Origin of the sequence: Halorubrum sp. 2020YC2, from assembly GCF_018623055.1 — an archaeon.
Taxonomy (GTDB): Archaea; Halobacteriota; Halobacteria; order Halobacteriales; family Haloferacaceae; genus Halorubrum.
Genome location: NZ_CP076019.1, coordinates 2,353,795 through 2,369,344, shown reverse-complemented (window position 1 = coordinate 2,369,344; position 15,550 = coordinate 2,353,795). Strand labels below are relative to the sequence as shown.

Sequence of the window (15,550 nt, the reverse complement as noted above, 5' to 3'; positions counted from 1 at the left end):
GTGGACCGGCGCGGGCCGCGTCCAACGGAGTCGGAACTCCGGACGCGTGGTTTCAACTGAAGCGGTAGCGCGGAGTCTCCTTCCTCAAGGAGCGACCGAAGGGAGCGAGTTGGGAGGGGAGGAGCGCGTTCGTATCTGTCACAAACACCAGTTTATAAATAGCCACTCACACACATTGAAACTGTGGCAGACGACTACGTGCGTCGGACGGCAATCACTCGCCTCTCGGTAGACGATGAGCAACGCGAGTTGCTTGAGGAAACCATCTCCGAGTGGAAGCGTGGGTGCCAACTCGCCACGGACATGGCGTGGGGGAAGTGTAACGCCAAGAGCGACGTACAACCCCTCGCCTACGACGACGTGCGCGAAGAAACCGACCTCGGGAGTCAGCACGCGATCCTCGCCACCCACCAAGCCGCCCAAGCCATCACCGGCTGTCTCGAACGCCGCTCGAACGGCAAACAGGCCAGCAAACCCACGTTCACCGCACCCACGGTAACGTACGACACTCGAACGATGACGCTGTTCGATGACGATACAGTGTCACTCTCCACGACGGAGAGTCGCGTTCGATGTGACCTTGCGCTCCCTGAAGCCGAGGATGGCTACCAACGGCAGTACCTCGACGCCGACCACTGGAGCGTCACGGAAAGCACACTCACCGCTCGTGACAGCGACTACTTTTTACACATCGGCTTCCGTCGACCCAATACCGATACTGAGCGAGACACCGCCGAGGACGGAACGGTTCTCGGGGTCGACCTCGGTATTGAAAACCTCGCCGTCACCAGCACAGCACGATTCATTAATGGGCGCGAACTCTCACACAACCTCCGCGAGTTCGAGAAAGTCCGTGCAGGACTCCAACAGACAGGTACGCGAAGCGCCCATAGAACGCTCGAACAATCAAGTGGACGCGAACGACGATACGTTCGTGACGTGGTTCACCAAGCGTCGAACGCGATCGTGGATGAAGCACTTCGATACGAGTGCGACGTTATCGCGTTCGAGGACTTGACTGACATCCGCGACCGAACGGGTGCGTCGTGGGGGCACAAGTGGGCGTTCCGAACGCTGTACGAGCAAGTGGCGTACAAAGCCGAAACAGTCGGCATCTCTGTGAAGCAAGTGGGTTCGGCGTACACGTCGCAACGGTGCGCCGAGTGTGGATTCACGGCAGACGAGAATCGCCGAACTCGCACGAAGTTCCGGTGCGTGAAGTGTGGGTCGGAAGCGAACGCGGATTACAATGCGGCGAAGAACATCGGGATGCGGTACGTCCGTCGAGGCCAACAGTCGTCTCGGCGGACGGGCGACAGTCAACTCGCCCTAAAGTCTGGAACGGTGACGCCGAGTGGCGGATTCACCGCCCACCCGGACGGGTTCGAGGCTGAGTTCACGGACAAGCCCCTCCCTCAACGAGCGAACCCGTCAGGGTGAGCGAAGTAGGGAGGGGTAGTTGACCGTGATCGGGTTCGGCCCACATCAGCTCCCCATGACGACCCAGTCGCTGCTGCTCGGGGGGCACGTCCGGGTCGGCTTGGAGGACAACCGGTACTACGAGCGGGGGGAACTGGCGACGAACGAGCAGCTCGTGAAGCGGGCGGCGCGGATCGCGGAGGAACTCGGGCGGCCCGTAGCGACCCCAGATCAGACGCGGGAACTGCTGGGCCTGCGCGGGCGGTAACGGGAGCGCGCATCGAGAACCTCGGCAACGGTACGGTATTTAAACGGAGCGAGCGACAGCGCCGATTATTTATAAATAAACGAGCGGTGGCGCGTGCCTGCGAGCGGCCGGAGGGCGCGAGTCGCACGCGCGAGGGAGTCGGCCGACCGGAGCGAAGCGGAGGGAGGCCGACGAGGCTGGGGAGGCGTGAGGCGCGGTTGCGGTGCTGTGCGGGGTGGGACTCAAAGGGGCAGCCGCGAGGCGGGCACAGGCGTTCACGAGAGCGGAGCTCTCGTGAGCCAATCAGAACGCGGAGCGTTCTGATGACGACGCAAGCACCGCAGGGAGCGAACGAAGTGAGCGACCGAGGAGCGCAGCGAGCGTGCGCCCGCCTCGCGGCTGGGGCTTTGGAGGTTCTCACCGTCGGTCCGGGAGCGTCGATTTATAAACAGGTAGCTAAGACTTCGGAACCGCTCACGGTGGTATCGTTCACTTATGAACGACCGCGCGCGAAAAACGCGTAATCTTACTCCAGTACGATCAGCACGTCGCCCATGTCGACGCTGTCGCCCTCGTCGACGTGGACGCTCGCGACGGTGCCGCCGCGCTCCGCGACCACGTCGTTTTCCATCTTCATCGCCTCGAGGACGCAGACCACGTCGCCGGCGGCGACCTCGTCGCCCTCGTCGACGTCGACCGAGAGAATCGTCCCCTGCATCTCCGCCTCAACGGCCTCGCCGCCCTCGGCCACGTCGACCGCGTCGTCGCCGTCATCGTCGGACGTCGCCTGCGGCGGGCGCTGCTGCCCGCCACCGCTCCCGCCGCCCTCCGGGACCGGGATGGCGGGCGCCCCGCGCTCTTCTAACTCGACGTCGAAGCGCTTGCCGTTCACCTCGACGGTGAACTCGCGTTCGGTCACCTCCTCGTCGTCGTCGCCGCTCGACGAGGATTCGGTCCCCCACTTCTCCTGCGCCTCGGCGACCAGCTCCCGGTCCAGCTCCTCGTCGAGGTACTTCGTCGTGTGCGTCCCGTCGACGAAGCGCTCGTCGTCGAGCATGAGTCGGTGGAAGGGGACGATGGTGACGACGCCCTTCAGGTCGTACTCCGCGAGCGCGCGCTTCGACCGCGCGAGACACTCCTCGCGGTCGCCGGCCCGGACGATCAGCTTCGCGATCATCGAGTCGTAGTCGGTGACCAACTCGTCGCCCTGCCGGAGCGCGTCGTCGACGCGAACGCCGATCCCGCCCGGCGGGTCGTACGTCTCCAGGGACCCCTCGTTTGCGGGCTGGAAGTCGTTCGCGGCGTCCTCGGCGTTGATCCGGAACTCGATGGCGTGGCCCTCCAGTTCCACGTCCCCCTGCGAGACGGAGAGGCCCTCGCCGCTCGCGACCCGGAGCTGCTCTTTGACGATGTCGATCCCCGTCAGCTCCTCGGTGACGGTGTGTTCGACCTGAATTCGGGTGTTGACTTCGAGGAAGTAGAAGGGGGTGTCGGGACCGAGCGGCTCCGACGGGTCGCGGTCGGGGTCCTCCTCGACGAGGAACTCGACCGTGCCGGCGTTGGTGTAGTCGGCGGCGGCGACGCCGCGGCGGGCGGCCTCGCCGATCTGCTCGCGCAGATCGTCGGAGAGCGCGGGGGAGGGCCCCTCCTCGATCACCTTCTGGTGGCGGCGCTGGAGCGAGCAGTCGCGCTCGCCGAGGTGGACGACGTCGCTCTCGGTCACCGGGGCGTCGGCGTCCGCGTCGTCGGACGCCGCCGGGTCGTCCGCGACGATCTGGACCTCGACGTGGCGGGGGGTCCGGAGGTAGCGTTCGAGGTACACCGAGTCGTTCGAGAAGTACGCCTCGCCCTCGCGTTTGGCGGATTCGAGCGCCTCCTCCGCCTCGTCAGCGCTCTCGACGACCTTCATCCCGCGGCCGCCGCCGCCGCCCTCCGCCTTGATCGCGACGGGGTAGCCGTGCTCGTCGCCAAAGTCCGTGACGGCCTCGACCTCGGTGACCGGCTCGGTCGTCCCGGGGACGATCGGCACGTCGGCGTCGTCCATCACGCGGCGCGCGTGGGTCTTCTCGCCGAGGCGCTCCATCGCGTCGCTTTCCGGACCGACCCACGTGATCCCGTCGGCGGCCTCGACGCGGGCCGCGAAGTCGGCGTTCTCCGCGAGGAAGCCGTAGCCGGGGTGGATCGCGTCGGCGCCGGCCGAGCGCGCCGCCTCGACGACCGCCTCGCCGTCGAGGTACGAGTCGGCCGCGCGGGCGGGCCCGACGTTGTACGCCTCGTCCGCGTACCGGACGTGGCCGCCGTGCTTGTCGGCGTCGCTGTAGACGGCGACGGTGTTGACGCCGAGCTCCTCACAGGCGCGCATCACCCGGACCGCGATCTCGCCGCGGTTCGCCACGAGAACCTTATCGAACATTCCTGTCGGTTCTTCCACGAACTGCTACCAAACTCTGTCGGTCCGTGTCGAAAAGGACGCTCGGTCCGTGCCGGGAGGTTAAGGGGACCGCGGGCACCACGATGAGGTATGCTCGACGCGGGAAACCCGTACGTGCTGCCGTCGGTGCTGGCCGGCGCCGCCGTCTACCTCGGGCTGACGGTCGTCACCGACGCATCGCTGCCGATCCGGATCGGGGCGCTCCTCGCTTTCGTGGTCGTCGTCCCGGCGGTGCTCAACCGCCTGTTCGGCGGCCGAAGCGGACCGGCGAGCCCCGGCGACGAGTCGACCGCCGCGGCGGGGGATGAGGGCGCGGCCGACGAGGAGGCGCGCTGAGCGACCGACCGAGAGAGACGTTACCACAGGTATATATGTCAGCGGGCGTATCATCGAACGCGCCCTGAGGCAGGGCCGGGTCGACGGCGCGACGGTCCGACGCCGCGCCGTCGGGGGGAATGTACGCGGCCGGACGCCTCCACGTCCGGCGACTCCGTTCGACGTGTCGACTACGCGGCCAGCCACGGGTGGGTCAGCCGAGCCGAGAGAGTCAGCGCTGCGGGACGACGGCTCAGAACCGGTCGCTTCGACCGGCCGCGGCCCACGGGTCCGCCGGCGCGTCGGCGGGCACGCGGACCCGACGGCGGTGAAGCCGGTCGATCCGGGCGGCGAGCCCCCAGCGGTCCTCGTCGCGGCCGTCGTCCGCGCCGCTCGCGGCGGCCGCGGCGGCGAGTTCGCCGTCCCGGAGGTGGGCCGCGACCGCCGCGGCGATGGCGGCCGCCTCGTCGTCGCCGGCGTCGTCGGGGATCGAGAGGCCGGCGACTGGGGGAGCTTCGTCGGCGGGTTCTCCGTGGGCCGATTCGTCGTCGGCCGCCATCAGATCGGGATGTTGCCGTGCTTCTTCGCGGGCTGGTCCGAACGCTTCCCCTTCAGCATCTTCAGGTCCTCGATGAGCCGCGCGCGCGTCTCGGTCGGCTCGATAACGTCGTCGACGAAGCCGCGGTCGGCCGCGGTGTAGGGGTTCGCGAACTCCTCGCGGTACTCGTCGATGAGCTCCTGTCGGCGCGCGTCGGGGTCGTCCGCGTCCGCCAGCTCCTCGCGGTAGAGGACGTTGACGGCGCCCTTCGGTCCCATCACCGCGATCTCGGCGGTCGGCCACGCGTAGTTCACGTCGCCGCCGATGTGCTTCGACGACATCACGCAGTAGGCCCCGCCGTACGCCTTCCGGGTGATGACGGTGAGCAGGGGGACGGTCGCCTCCGAGAAGGCGTACAACAGCTTCGCGCCGTGGCGGATGATCCCGTTGTGCTCCTGGTCGGTGCCGGGCATGAACCCGGGCACGTCCTCGAAGGTGACGATGGGGATGTTAAAGGCGTCACAGAAGCGAACGAAGCGCGCGCCCTTCTGGCTCGCCTCGATGTCGAGCGTGCCGGCGTTCACGCGGGGGTTGTTCGCGACGACGCCGACCGAGTGCCCGTCGAGCCGGGCGAAGCCGACGACGACGTTCTTCGCGAAGTTCTCGTGAACCTCGAAGAAGGAGCCCTCGTCCGTGACGCTGCCGATCACGTCCTTCATGTCGTACGGCTTCCGGGGGGCGTCGGGGACGATCTCCGCGAGTTCGCCGTCCGCGCGCTCCGGGTCGTCCCACGGCTCGACGCGGGGCGGGTCCTCCACGTTGTTCGCCGGGAGGTACGAGAGCAGCCGCGCGATGTTGTCGAGGGCCTCCTCCTCGCTCTCCTCCGCGAAGTGCGCGACGCCGGAGGTCGACGAGTGGGTGACCGCGCCGCCCAGCTCCTCGAAGCTCACCTCCTCGCCGGTGACCGTCTCGATGACGTCCGGTCCGGTGATGAACATATGCGAGGTGTCTTTCACCATGAACGTGAAGTCCGTGATGGCGGGCGAGTACACCGCGCCGCCGGCGCACGGCCCCATGATGGCCGATATCTGGGGGATCACGCCCGAGGCCTCCGTGTTGCGGCGGAATATCTCCGCGAAGCCGCCGAGCGAGGCGACCCCCTCCTGAATGCGGGCGCCCGCGGAGTCGTTGAGGCCGACGACGGGCGCGCCCACGTCCATCGCCTTGTCCATCACCTTACACACCTTCTCCGCGAACACCTCGCCCAGCGACCCGCCGAAGACGGTGAAGTCGTGCGCGAACACGAACGTCTTCCGGCCGTTCACCTCGCCGTAGCCGGTCACCACGCCGTCGCCCGGGATCTGTTTCTCCTCCATCCCGAAGGTGTGGTTGCGGTGGGTGCGGAACCGGTCGAACTCGTGGAAGGTGCCGTCGTCGAGGAAGTAGTCGATCCGCTCGCGAGCGGTCATCTTCCCCTTGTCGTGTTGCGACTGGATCCGGTCTTCGCCGCCGCCCTTCGCCGCGCGCTCGCGGCGCTCCCGGAGGTCTTCGATGCGGTCGTCCATCGTCACGGCGGACCACCCTGCGTCATTACCTCGTGGGTCGGCAAGCGCCGTCAAAAGGGTTCCCCTATCCGACGTTTCCGCGTTCGACGCCCGTCGAATCCGGCCGGGGTCGAACTGCGTCGAACGATGGCATCAACTCGACCGCGCGACCGCCGCGGAGCGGCCCTGGCTCCGGTTCACACGCCGACCGGCGGTTCGACGCTTTTAAACCTCCGATGAACCACTTTCCGATGAGACAGGCTTCGCCTGTTTCACTGACCCGTAGGAGCGACCTGCGTACTACGGAGGTGAAAATGGCAGACACAATACAAGAGGCCGTAACCCTCGCACTCGACGATGCGCCCGAGCGGAACTTCCGCGAGACCGTGGACATCGCGATCAATCTGCGAGACCTCGACCTCAACGATCCGTCGAACCGTATCGACGAGTCCGTCGTGCTGCCGGCTGGAACGGGGCAGGAGACACAGATCGTCGTCTTCGCGGAGGGCGAAACCGCCGTCCGCGCAGAGGAGGTCGCTGACGAAGTGCTCGACAGCGACGACCTCGAAGACTTAGGAGACGACGACGACCGCGCAAAGGACCTGGCCGACGATACCGACTTCTTCGTCGCGGAGGCCAACCTGATGCAGGACATCGGTCGGTACCTCGGTACCGTCCTCGGTCCGCGCGGGAAGATGCCTACCCCACTGCAGCCGGACGACGACATCGTCGACACAGTCAACCGGATGAAGAACACGGTGCAGCTCCGGTCGCGCGACCGGCGCACGTTCCACACCCGCGTCGGCGCCGAGGACATGGGCGCCGACGCGATTTCGGACAACATCGACGTCATCATCCGGCGACTCGAAGCAGACCTCGAGAAGGGCCCGCTCAACATCGACGGGATCTACGTGAAGACCACGATGGGTCCCGCGAAGGAGGTGCCCGTATGAGCTCGGCCCGCAAGACCGAGACGATCCCCGAGTGGAAACGCGAGGAGGTCGCTGAGCTCGTCGAGTTCATCGACTCCTACCAGTCCGTCGGGATCGTCGGCGTGGCCGGCATCCCCAGCCGGCAGCTCCAGGCCATGCGCCGGGAGCTTCACGGCTCGGCGGCCGTCCGCATGAGCCGCAACACGCTCACGAACCGGGCGCTCGAGGAGGTCGACGACGGCGTCGAGGCGCTGACCGAGTACGTCAGCGGTCAGGTGGCGCTCGTCGGCACCAACGACAACCCGTTCGGCCTCTTCAAGCAGCTCGAAGCCTCGAAGACCCCCGCCCCGATCAACGCGGGCGAGGTGGCCCCCAACGACATCGTGATCCCCGAGGGCGACACCGGCGTCGACCCGGGACCGTTCGTCGGTGAGCTCCAGACCGTGGGCGCGGCCGCCCGCATTCAGGACGGCTCGATCAAGGTGACCGAGGACTCGACCGTGCTGGAGGAGGGCGAGGTCGTCGACGACGACCTCGCGAACGTCCTCGTCGAGCTCGGCATCGAGCCGAAAGAGGTCGGACTCGACCTGCGCGCCGTCTACTCCGAGGGCGTCCTCTTCGAGCCGGACGAGCTCGAAATCGACGTCGACGAGTACCGCGCGGACGTCCAGTCCGCCGCGGCCGCCGCGCGCAACCTCTCCGTCAACGCCGCGTACCCGACGGCCGCCACCGCCGGCACCCTTCTCGCGAAGGCGTCCGGCGAGGCGAAGTCCGTCGGCCTGTTCGCGGAGATCGAGAGCCCGGACGTCGTGCCCGACCTGATCGGGAAGGCCGACGCCCAGTTGCGCGCGCTCGCGTCGCAGATCGACGACGAGGAGGCGCTCCCCGAGGAGCTTCAGGGCGTCGAGGCCGCGCCGGCGACTGAGCCGGCGGCCGACGACGACGCCGAGGAGGAACAGGCGGACGAAGACACGGAAGACGCCGAGGAGACCGACGACGCTGACGACGCCGACGACGACGACGACGGCGGCGACGGCGGCGACGGACTCGGCGCGATGTTCGGATAACACGAGGTACACACCAATGGAATACGTTTACGCTGCGCTCATCCTGAACGAGACTGGCGAAGAGATCAACGAAGACAACGTCACCGGCGTACTCGAAGCCGCCGGCGTCGATGTCGAGGAGTCCCGCGTCAAGGCGCTCGTCGCCGCGCTGGAGGACGTCGACATCGAGGAGGCCATCGAGACGGCCGCCGCGGCCCCCGCCGCGGGCGCCGCCTCGGGCGGCTCCGCGGACGCGGACGCGTCCGCCGACGAGGCGGACGACGACGACGAGGCCGACGAGGCCGACGCCGCCGACGAGGCGGACGACGACGACGAGGACGAGGGCGACGGCGGCGAGGGCCTCGGCGAGCTCTTCGGCTGACGCCGGACGACCGCCGACCTTCCGACCGCGTCGAGCGACTCCCGACCACCGATTTTTATCCGACCCGCTATCCGGAGTGATAACGCCGTCCGCGAGTTTATATATCGATCTCGAAAACGGGGAATCGATGAAGATCGTCGACGGCGACAAGGCGGAGTGCGACCGGTGCGAGTCGGTGTTCCCGCTCGCGGACGTCTCCCTGTTGGAGAAGGAAACCAACCGCGACTACGAACGGGTGCTGTGCGACGACTGTCTCGAAATCGTCGGCGTCCCGCGCGGGTACACCCTGCGGCGAGACATCACGCACCTAGCGAAGTGAGCGGGCGGGCGTCGCCCTGCGGACCGCCCCGCGGGGCAGCGCTCGGACCGGGTGGCGACGCCGGGGCGTCCATCGAAGTCCTTTTTTAGCGGCGACTGGAAGCCGCGAACATGGAAATCGACGCGGAGTTCCGTCGGCAGATCACGGTCTCGCTGGCGGCGGCCGCGGTGTTCATCGTCGGGCTGGTCGGCATCGGGGTCACGTTCGGCGGATCGACCGTCCTCCCGGAGGCGGGAGCGATGGCGCTCATCGCGCTGCTGTCCGGGTTCGTCCTCCTGATGGCCGGCGTCGGAACGTACCTGATGCGCGCGGGCGACGAGTCGTAGACCCGCGGAACCGTCGTTCGCTCTTCTGTACCGTTTTCCGAGCCGGCGCGCCGAGGTCACGCCTCGCTCGGCTCGTCCGTCTCCCGACCGCTCCGCCAGTCGGTCACCTCGTCGGCGGCGGCTACCCGCTTCTCGTAGTACGAGAGCGGGTCGGCCGCGACCCGCATGTGGTCGTCCTCGTTGTGACAGATCCCGTAGTTCGCGAGCGTCTCGCAGGTCGGCGGCGGGTACTGGGTGCCCCGCTCGTCGGTTAGGTACTCGGTCTGGTAGCGGATCCCCTCGGCGTCGAGGCTCGTGTCCGCGCAGAACGCGACGACCTCGTCGGGGGTCATCCCGATGCCGACGAGGAACGCCATCAGCGCGAACGACTCGGCCGCGGAGAGCGCGGCGTCGCGCTCGGCCTTCTCGATCAGGTTCGTCATACACGGTGGGAACAGCGCGGGCGCGACGACGTCCGGCGGCTCCGCGTACGTGCGCTCGGAGAGCAGCCGCCGGAGGTCAGCGACGCGCGACTCCAGCGCCTCCGCGATCCCCTCGTCGGCCGCCAGCTCGAAGGGTAACCCCTCCGCGACCCGCTCCTCCACGGCGGCCTCCAGCGCCGCGAGCAGCTCGTCGCGGGAGACGCGGACCGCGCCGTCTGCGAGCGCGCGGTTGACGAGCCGCCACGAGTCGCCCCACTCGGGCGAGGTAAGCCGGAGGTAGGGACCGACGTCGATCCGGTAGCGGTCCGGATCTCGGCCGGCGCCGCTCCCGGTTGCCGCGGTCGCGCCGCCCGCCGCGCCGCCGCGGACCCCGGCCGGGGAGGTCGGGTCGGGGCGCACGGCGGCCGCGAGGTCGAACTCCGCGAGGAGGTCGTCGAGCGCGACCGTCGCGGACGACACCGACCGCAGCTCGTCGTCGGCGTCGAGGTCGCGGCGGACCCGCTCCATGGCGGTCGCCGCCTCCGCGGCGGCGTACTTCTCGATGGCGGGGTCGGAGTCGAGCAGCGAGATGAGGATCCGTGCGATGGGGTACGAGAGCAGTTCGGCCTGCGCGTCGTACGCCGACTCGCCGGGGAACGCGCCGCTCTCGGAGGCGACCGTCCCTTCGAGGAGGGCGCGCTCGACGCGCTCGCGTGCGCGCTCAACGGCCGGGGCGTCGGCCGCGACGAGCTCCGGCAGCGACACCGCGGCCCCCGCGACCGCCTCGCGGGCGCTCGCGAAGAACGGGTACTTGGCGTCGAGCGCGTCCATGTCGGCCCGAGGTAGTGAGGGCCGGCGAATAAGCGGTGCGGTCCGCGGTTGGGGCGGCCGCCGCGAGAGGGGGGCGGCCGCCGCGAGAGGGGGACGGCTGCCGACGGCTACTCGTCCGTCTCCTCGACGGCCGCGCCGGGCGCGTTGGACTTGACGCTTCGGAGCCCCTGTTTCGCCTTCTGCTTCGAGGCGTACCCCTGTCCGCCGTCGGCGATGACGTTGCCGTTGTCGTGGCGGAGCCGCCAGCGGTACTGCTCCGCGCTGTCGCGGAACAGCTCGAAGGTCGCGTCGCTGCCGCCCTCGCCGGGCGCCTCCTCGTCTCGGGAGACGTCGATCACGTGTGCGCCCGGCGCGTTCCGCTGGACGCTCTCGATCCCCGACTTCGCGTCGCGCTTGTCGGCGTACCCCTCGCCGCCGTCCGCGATGATGTTCCCGTTGTCGTGGCGGAGCCGCCAGCGGTAGTCGTCGGCGCTGTCGGCGTACAGCTCGAACGCCGCCTTGCTCGCGGCCGCCGCCGCGTCGACGGCGGCCTCCTCGTCGGGCCACTCCATCTCGATCTCGAAGTGGACCGTACCGTCGCCGCGTTCGAGTTCGACCTCGACGTCGCCGGTCGCGGCGGCGTCGACCGTCACCGTTCCGGCCTCGTCGACCGGGACCGGCTCGCCCCGTCCCAGCGCGCGGGCGATCCGGCGGAGGTACGTGGCCAGTCCCTGTCGGGTCCGGGGCCGCTTCGCCTCGTGGATGGTTTCTTCCGGCATACACGGGACTGGTCACCGCCGTGAAACAAAAGCGTATGCCCGAACTCTGGCGTCGCCAGCGCGGGTCGGCGTCCGGGACGCGACGTCGCTCCGGGACCCCGCGCCGCTCCGAGGCCCTACGTCGCGTCCGGCCGCTCCGCGACGATCGTCTCGCCCGCGCGCACGCTGTCACCCTCCGTGACGAGCAGGTCCTCGCGACCCACGTCCGCAGGCAGCACCACGTCCGCGCGCGAGCCGAACGAGACGTGGCCGACGCGGTCGCCGCGCTCGACCCGGTCGCCGCGCTCGACAGACGGGTGGATCCGCCGGGCGAACCAGCCCGCGATGACGAGCAGTTCGTAGTCACCGAAGTCGATCGCGACCTGCTCGTTGCGGTCCGACTCCTTGTCGAACGCCGGGCGGTTCGCGCCGGGGCGGTGGCGGACCTCGCGGACCTCGCCCGCGAGCGGCGCGCGGTTGACGTGGACGTCGGTGACGTTCATGAACACGCCGACCCGGAGCCGGGAGCCCTCCTCGCGCACCACCGAGACCGTTCCGTCGGCCGGGGAGAGCACCGTTTCCTCGTCCGCCGGCGGGTCGCGCTCGGGGTCGCGGTGGAACCAGAGGACGCCGACGGCGAGCGCGACGAGCGCGGCCCCGAGGGGCGGGACGAGGGGCAGCGCGACGGCGCCCGCGAGCGCCGGGACGAGCGCGAGGTCCCACGCGGCGTCGACGACCGGAAACGGGAGGAGCCGGGAGAGCGGCGGCGCACGACTCACGGCGCCACCTCCGCGTCCCGCAGCGCGGGCGAGAGTTCGGTTCGCCCGGCCGCCCACGCCGCGAGCAGGTGGACGAGGTGGGTCGTGTCGTCTAACCCGTCCGAGAGGTCGAGGTCGGCCTCGCCCGCGAGCGCGTGGAGCCGCGCGAGGTCGTCGCCGCCGTACTCGGAGCCGGCGCGCGCGACCCGGAGGGTCTCGCGGAGCAGTTCCTGCCCGTCGTACCCCTCGTCGAGGAGGTCGTCGAGCGTCGAGCGCGCGCCCTTCAGGTCGCCGTCGCGGGCGCTGGCGAGCGCCTCGCGGAGCGCGTCGTCGTCGCCCACGTCGCCCAGCGTCTCGTAGGCGGTCGACATGGTGACCTCGTCGCCCTCGACCGCGGTCGCCTGCGCCGAGAGCACCGCCTCGCGGAGGTCGCCGCCGGCCGCGCTGGCGACGAACTCCAGCCCGTCGCCGTCGTACTCGACGCCCTCGCGGTCGCAGATCGTTTCGAGGACGTCGATCGTCTCGTCGGTGGTCGGGGAGCGCACGCGGACCGGGAAGCAGCGCGACCGGATCGGGGCGATGAGCTTCGAGGGCTGGCGGGTCGCGATCACGAACTGGGTGGTCCGGTGGTGCTTCTCCATCACGCGGCGCAGCGCCTGCTGGAAGTCCTCGCGGATCGCCTCCGCGTTGTCCAACAGGACCGTCTTGTACTCGCCGGACATCGGCGCGTACGACGCGGACTCCTTCAGCACGCGGTTTATCATGTCGCGTTTCGCCATACTGCTCCGCCCTTCGAGGAACCCCTCGAACCGCGGGTCCGTCCGGATCTCCTTTTTCGTCCGGCCGAAGAAGTCGGCCACGTTGATCTCGATCAGGTCGGCGTCCGGGTCGGCGTGCGACGCGTCCGCGAGCGCCCGCGCCGCCGCCGTCTTCCCGACCCCGGGCGGCCCCTGGACGACGAGGTTCATCGGCTCGTCGACGGCCCGGCGCAGGCGGTCGCGGGCCTCGTCCTGCCGGATCTCGTCGAGGTCGGGCGCGTGCGTGTCCGTCCACAGCGGTCCCTGCATTACCGTTGCGTCGGGGCCGCGCGGTCAAGAATCGGTCGGTCACGACGCCGGGTGAGCGGTCACGACGCCGCGTGAGCGGTCACGACGCCGAGCGCCTATCGCCGCCGCGCGCGCTCGCCGGCGCGGCCCCACAGGTACGCGGTCACGAGGAGCCCGTAGGCGAGGACGAGGGTGCCGGCGAGGGGGCCGATCCGAGAGAGGGAAAACAGCGCGCCGCCGACGCCGACGGTGACGACGAGCGCGGTGAACCCGAGCGTCCAGCCGAAGAAGTAGGCCGGGTGGCCGGCGACCGGCCGGAGGGCGTCCGAGGAGAACGCCCGTCGGAGCGACCCCGTTCGGCCGTACGCCGTCAGCGAGATCGGGGCGAGGTAGGCGCCGAGGAGCCCGACGAAGAGGACGACCGTCGAGCCGGCGAGGATGCGACCGACCGGCGCGTTCGCGCCGGGTTCCAGCGTGACGACGCCGTAGAGGGTCACGAGGAGCGCGGCGAACGGGACGCCGAGGAAAGCCAGACAGACGACCAGCCCGCCGAGCGACCGGCGGAGGAGCGTCCGGGCGTCGGAGAGGAAGGGCGGAATGGCGTCGCCGCGTTCGCTGGCGGCCAGCACGCGGACGAGGTAGCCGACGACCGGCACCGCCGGGAGGACCGGCAGGGCGACCGACAGCGCGAGGAGCAGCCAGACCGCGAGGAGGGGCCGCTCCGCGGCGTCGCCGGCGATCGGGTACGTGGCGGCGGCGATCGAGGGGCGCATGCGTATGCCCACCTGCCGGACCGTAGTATGCCCGTCGGTCCGGCCTCGCCTCCGAACGGAATATTCGAGAGTACAACCCGGTGGTGGGGTTTCAGCGGGTTTCAGAAATTGTTCTAGAGTAATGAGTAAGTATATATGGCAAACGTCCATTGTACAGCGTGAATTACCATGACAAATCAGAACAAGCGATTATCGCGGCGGCACTTCGTCGGAGCGGCGGGGGCGGCGACCCTCGCGGGGCTCGCCGGCTGTTCCGGCGGCGGTGACGGTGGCGACGGCGGCGGAAACACGCTGGAGGTCCTCCACGCGTGGACCGGCGGCGACGGCGCTCGCGCGGCGGAGGCGCTCGTCGAGGCCTTCGACGAGGAGTATCCCGACGTCGAACAGGAGTTCAACCCGATCGGCGGCGGCGGGAACCAGAACCTCGACGCGGTCGTGGCGAACCGGCTCAACAACGATAACCCGCCGAGCTCGTTCGCCAACTGGCCCGGCCCGAACCTCCAGCGCTACGACGGCGTGCTGGGCGAGGTCGACGGCGTCTGGGAGGACGAGGGCTTCGAGGACGTGATGGTCCAGGAGGCGGTCGACCTCCACCAGCGCAACGGCGGGTACCGCGGGGTTCCCCTCGGGTCGCACCGGCTGAACTGCCTGTTCTACAACACCTCGGTCGTCGAGGACGCGGGCGTCGACCCCGACTCGCTGACGAGCGTGTCGGCCCTGATCGACGCGCTGGAGACGGTTCAAAGCGAGACCGACGCGATTCCGATGACCCACGGCGCGAGCGGCACCTGGACGACGACCCAGCTGTTCGCCTCGACGATGCTCGGTCAGGAGGGGTACGACGCATACATGAACTTCCTCGACGGGAGCCCGGACGAGGAGGCCGTCAGAGCGACCTTCGAGTCGCTCGCGGAGATTCTCGAGAACTACATCAACGAGGACGCGTCCTCGATCGGACTCACCGAGTCCAACCAGAACATCATCGAAGGGAACGCGGCGTTCATCCACCAGGGCAACTGGGCCGCCGGCGCCTACCGGAACGCCGAGGACTTCAGCTACGACGAGGACTGGGGCTTCAAGACGTACCCCGGCTCGGAGGGCATGTACATGCTCCACTTCGACTCGTTCCTCTACCCCTCGGACAACCCGAGCCCGGACGCGACGGAGCAGTTCATGGCGTTCGTCGGGAGCGAGGCGGCGCAGGTCGCCTTCAACCAGTACAAGGGTTCGATCCCGACGCGGACGGACGTCGACATGAGCGAGTTCGGCCCGTACCTGCAGGAGACGCAGGAGGACTTCGCGGAGGCCGACCAGCGACCCCCGAACCTCCAGCACGGGCTGGGCGTCCCCGCTGAGACCATGACGACGCTGAACGACGTGGTTTCCAGCGAGTTCTCCGGACCGTACGACGTCGACGCCGCGACGGAAGGCTTCGTCGACGCGGTCTCTAACTGATCCCGGTCCACGATGCGACCGGATTTCGGCGGTTTCGGCACACGACGAAC

16 protein-coding genes and 1 pseudogene are annotated in these 15,550 nt (G+C 69.0%); 9 read left to right on the top strand and 8 right to left on the bottom strand.

Features of this window, described 5'->3' with window-relative positions:
* Positions 1-183: 183 nt before the first annotated feature.
* On the top strand, positions 184-1,440 hold the full coding sequence (locus KI388_RS11880; RefSeq protein ID WP_215086827.1) for an RNA-guided endonuclease TnpB family protein: 1,257 nt from the start codon (positions 184-186) through the stop codon (positions 1,438-1,440).
* Between the two features lie 25 nt (positions 1,441-1,465).
* A pseudogene (locus KI388_RS11875) lies at positions 1,466-1,687 on the top strand (3-keto-5-aminohexanoate cleavage protein); the annotation flags it as partial.
* Between the two features lie 505 nt (positions 1,688-2,192).
* Here KI388_RS11875 and KI388_RS11870 read toward each other — a convergent pair.
* Positions 2,193-4,079 (bottom strand): biotin carboxylase N-terminal domain-containing protein, encoded by a 1,887-nt coding sequence (locus KI388_RS11870; RefSeq protein ID WP_215086826.1) that lies wholly within the window; start codon positions 4,077-4,079, stop codon positions 2,193-2,195.
* Positions 4,080-4,187: 108 nt separating this feature from the next.
* On the opposite strand from KI388_RS11870, the gene KI388_RS11865 reads away from it, so the two are divergent.
* A complete protein-coding gene (locus KI388_RS11865) occupies positions 4,188-4,433 on the top strand; it encodes a hypothetical protein (protein WP_215086825.1) in 246 nt (81 codons plus the stop codon).
* Positions 4,434-4,665: 232 nt separating this feature from the next.
* Here KI388_RS11865 and KI388_RS11860 read toward each other — a convergent pair whose 3' ends face one another.
* A complete protein-coding gene (locus tag KI388_RS11860; RefSeq protein WP_215086824.1) occupies positions 4,666-4,971 on the bottom strand; it encodes a hypothetical protein in 306 nt (101 codons plus the stop codon).
* Positions 4,971-6,515 carry an acyl-CoA carboxylase subunit beta gene (locus KI388_RS11855; protein ID WP_215086823.1) on the bottom strand — a complete coding sequence of 515 codons (1,545 nt, stop codon included), beginning with the start codon at positions 6,513-6,515 and terminating at the stop codon, positions 4,971-4,973. The genes KI388_RS11860 and KI388_RS11855 overlap by 1 nt, the downstream gene beginning before the upstream one ends.
* 293 nt (positions 6,516-6,808) lie before the next feature.
* Here KI388_RS11855 and KI388_RS11850 point away from each other — a divergent pair, with 293 nt between their 5' ends.
* From KI388_RS11850 to KI388_RS11830, 5 genes are all read left to right on the top strand, one after another.
* Positions 6,809-7,447, top strand: a complete 639-nt coding sequence (locus tag KI388_RS11850; RefSeq protein WP_215088788.1) for a 50S ribosomal protein L1 — start codon at positions 6,809-6,811, stop codon at positions 7,445-7,447.
* The gene (locus tag KI388_RS11845) at positions 7,444-8,493 is read left to right on the top strand and encodes a 50S ribosomal protein L10 (protein WP_215086822.1); all 1,050 of its coding nucleotides are present in this window, start codon (positions 7,444-7,446) and stop codon (positions 8,491-8,493) included. The genes KI388_RS11850 and KI388_RS11845 overlap by 4 nt, the downstream gene beginning before the upstream one ends.
* Positions 8,494-8,509: 16 nt before the next feature.
* Positions 8,510-8,854, top strand: a complete 345-nt coding sequence (gene rpl12p, locus KI388_RS11840) for a 50S ribosomal protein P1 (protein ID WP_215086821.1) — start codon at positions 8,510-8,512, stop codon at positions 8,852-8,854.
* A 127-nt stretch (positions 8,855-8,981) separates the two neighbouring features.
* A complete protein-coding gene (locus KI388_RS11835; RefSeq protein WP_215086820.1) occupies positions 8,982-9,173 on the top strand; it encodes a hypothetical protein in 192 nt (63 codons plus the stop codon).
* A gap of 110 nt (positions 9,174-9,283) precedes the next feature.
* Positions 9,284-9,499, top strand: coding sequence for a hypothetical protein (locus KI388_RS11830; protein WP_215086819.1), 216 nt, complete (start codon positions 9,284-9,286; stop codon positions 9,497-9,499).
* 56 nt (positions 9,500-9,555) lie between these two features.
* Here the strand turns inward: KI388_RS11830 and KI388_RS11825 are convergent, their stop codons facing one another.
* From KI388_RS11825 to KI388_RS11805, 5 genes are all read right to left on the bottom strand, one after another.
* The gene (locus KI388_RS11825) at positions 9,556-10,731 is read right to left on the bottom strand and encodes a DNA primase (protein WP_215086818.1); all 1,176 of its coding nucleotides are present in this window, start codon (positions 10,729-10,731) and stop codon (positions 9,556-9,558) included.
* Between the two features lie 107 nt (positions 10,732-10,838).
* Positions 10,839-11,489, bottom strand: coding sequence for an HVO_2922 family protein (locus tag KI388_RS11820; protein WP_215086817.1), 651 nt, complete (start codon positions 11,487-11,489; stop codon positions 10,839-10,841).
* A gap of 116 nt (positions 11,490-11,605) precedes the next feature.
* Entirely contained in the window at positions 11,606-12,247 is a 642-nt protein-coding gene (locus KI388_RS11815; protein WP_215086816.1) for a protein sorting system archaetidylserine decarboxylase, read from the bottom strand.
* Positions 12,244-13,293, bottom strand: a complete 1,050-nt coding sequence (locus KI388_RS11810; RefSeq protein WP_215086815.1) for an AAA family ATPase — start codon at positions 13,291-13,293, stop codon at positions 12,244-12,246. Before KI388_RS11810 ends, KI388_RS11815 begins: the two co-directional genes overlap by 4 nt.
* Positions 13,294-13,388: 95 nt before the next feature.
* Positions 13,389-14,045: a DUF4013 domain-containing protein gene (locus tag KI388_RS11805; protein ID WP_215086814.1), complete on the bottom strand. Its 657-nt coding sequence runs from the start codon at positions 14,043-14,045 to the stop codon at positions 13,389-13,391.
* Positions 14,046-14,213: 168 nt separating this feature from the next.
* On the opposite strand from KI388_RS11805, the gene KI388_RS11800 reads away from it, so the two are divergent.
* A complete protein-coding gene (locus tag KI388_RS11800) occupies positions 14,214-15,500 on the top strand; it encodes an ABC transporter substrate-binding protein (protein ID WP_215086813.1) in 1,287 nt (428 codons plus the stop codon).
* The last annotated feature ends 50 nt before the right edge of the window (positions 15,501-15,550 follow it).

Bases quoted from the DNA above. Each gene is read 5' to 3' on its own strand.
- KI388_RS11850 (WP_215088788.1), top strand. From the start codon at position 6,809: ATGGCAGACACAATACAAGAGGCCGTAACCCTCGCACTCGACGATGCG.
- KI388_RS11865 (WP_215086825.1), top strand. From the start codon at position 4,188: ATGCTCGACGCGGGAAACCCGTACGTGCTGCCGTCGGTGCTGGCCGGC.
- KI388_RS11805 (WP_215086814.1), bottom strand. From the start codon at position 14,045: ATGCGCCCCTCGATCGCCGCCGCCACGTACCCGATCGCCGGCGACGCC.
- KI388_RS11825 (WP_215086818.1), bottom strand. From the start codon at position 10,731: ATGGACGCGCTCGACGCCAAGTACCCGTTCTTCGCGAGCGCCCGCGAG.
- KI388_RS11870 (WP_215086826.1), bottom strand. From the start codon at position 4,079: ATGTTCGATAAGGTTCTCGTGGCGAACCGCGGCGAGATCGCGGTCCGG.
- KI388_RS11820 (WP_215086817.1), bottom strand. From the start codon at position 11,489: ATGCCGGAAGAAACCATCCACGAGGCGAAGCGGCCCCGGACCCGACAG.
- KI388_RS11830 (WP_215086819.1), top strand. From the start codon at position 9,284: ATGGAAATCGACGCGGAGTTCCGTCGGCAGATCACGGTCTCGCTGGCG.
- KI388_RS11800 (WP_215086813.1), top strand. From the start codon at position 14,214: ATGACAAATCAGAACAAGCGATTATCGCGGCGGCACTTCGTCGGAGCG.
- KI388_RS11810 (WP_215086815.1), bottom strand. From the start codon at position 13,293: ATGCAGGGACCGCTGTGGACGGACACGCACGCGCCCGACCTCGACGAG.
- KI388_RS11855 (WP_215086823.1), bottom strand. From the start codon at position 6,515: ATGGACGACCGCATCGAAGACCTCCGGGAGCGCCGCGAGCGCGCGGCG.
- KI388_RS11845 (WP_215086822.1), top strand. From the start codon at position 7,444: ATGAGCTCGGCCCGCAAGACCGAGACGATCCCCGAGTGGAAACGCGAG.
- KI388_RS11860 (WP_215086824.1), bottom strand. From the start codon at position 4,971: ATGGCGGCCGACGACGAATCGGCCCACGGAGAACCCGCCGACGAAGCT.
- rpl12p (WP_215086821.1), top strand. From the start codon at position 8,510: ATGGAATACGTTTACGCTGCGCTCATCCTGAACGAGACTGGCGAAGAG.
- KI388_RS11835 (WP_215086820.1), top strand. From the start codon at position 8,982: ATGAAGATCGTCGACGGCGACAAGGCGGAGTGCGACCGGTGCGAGTCG.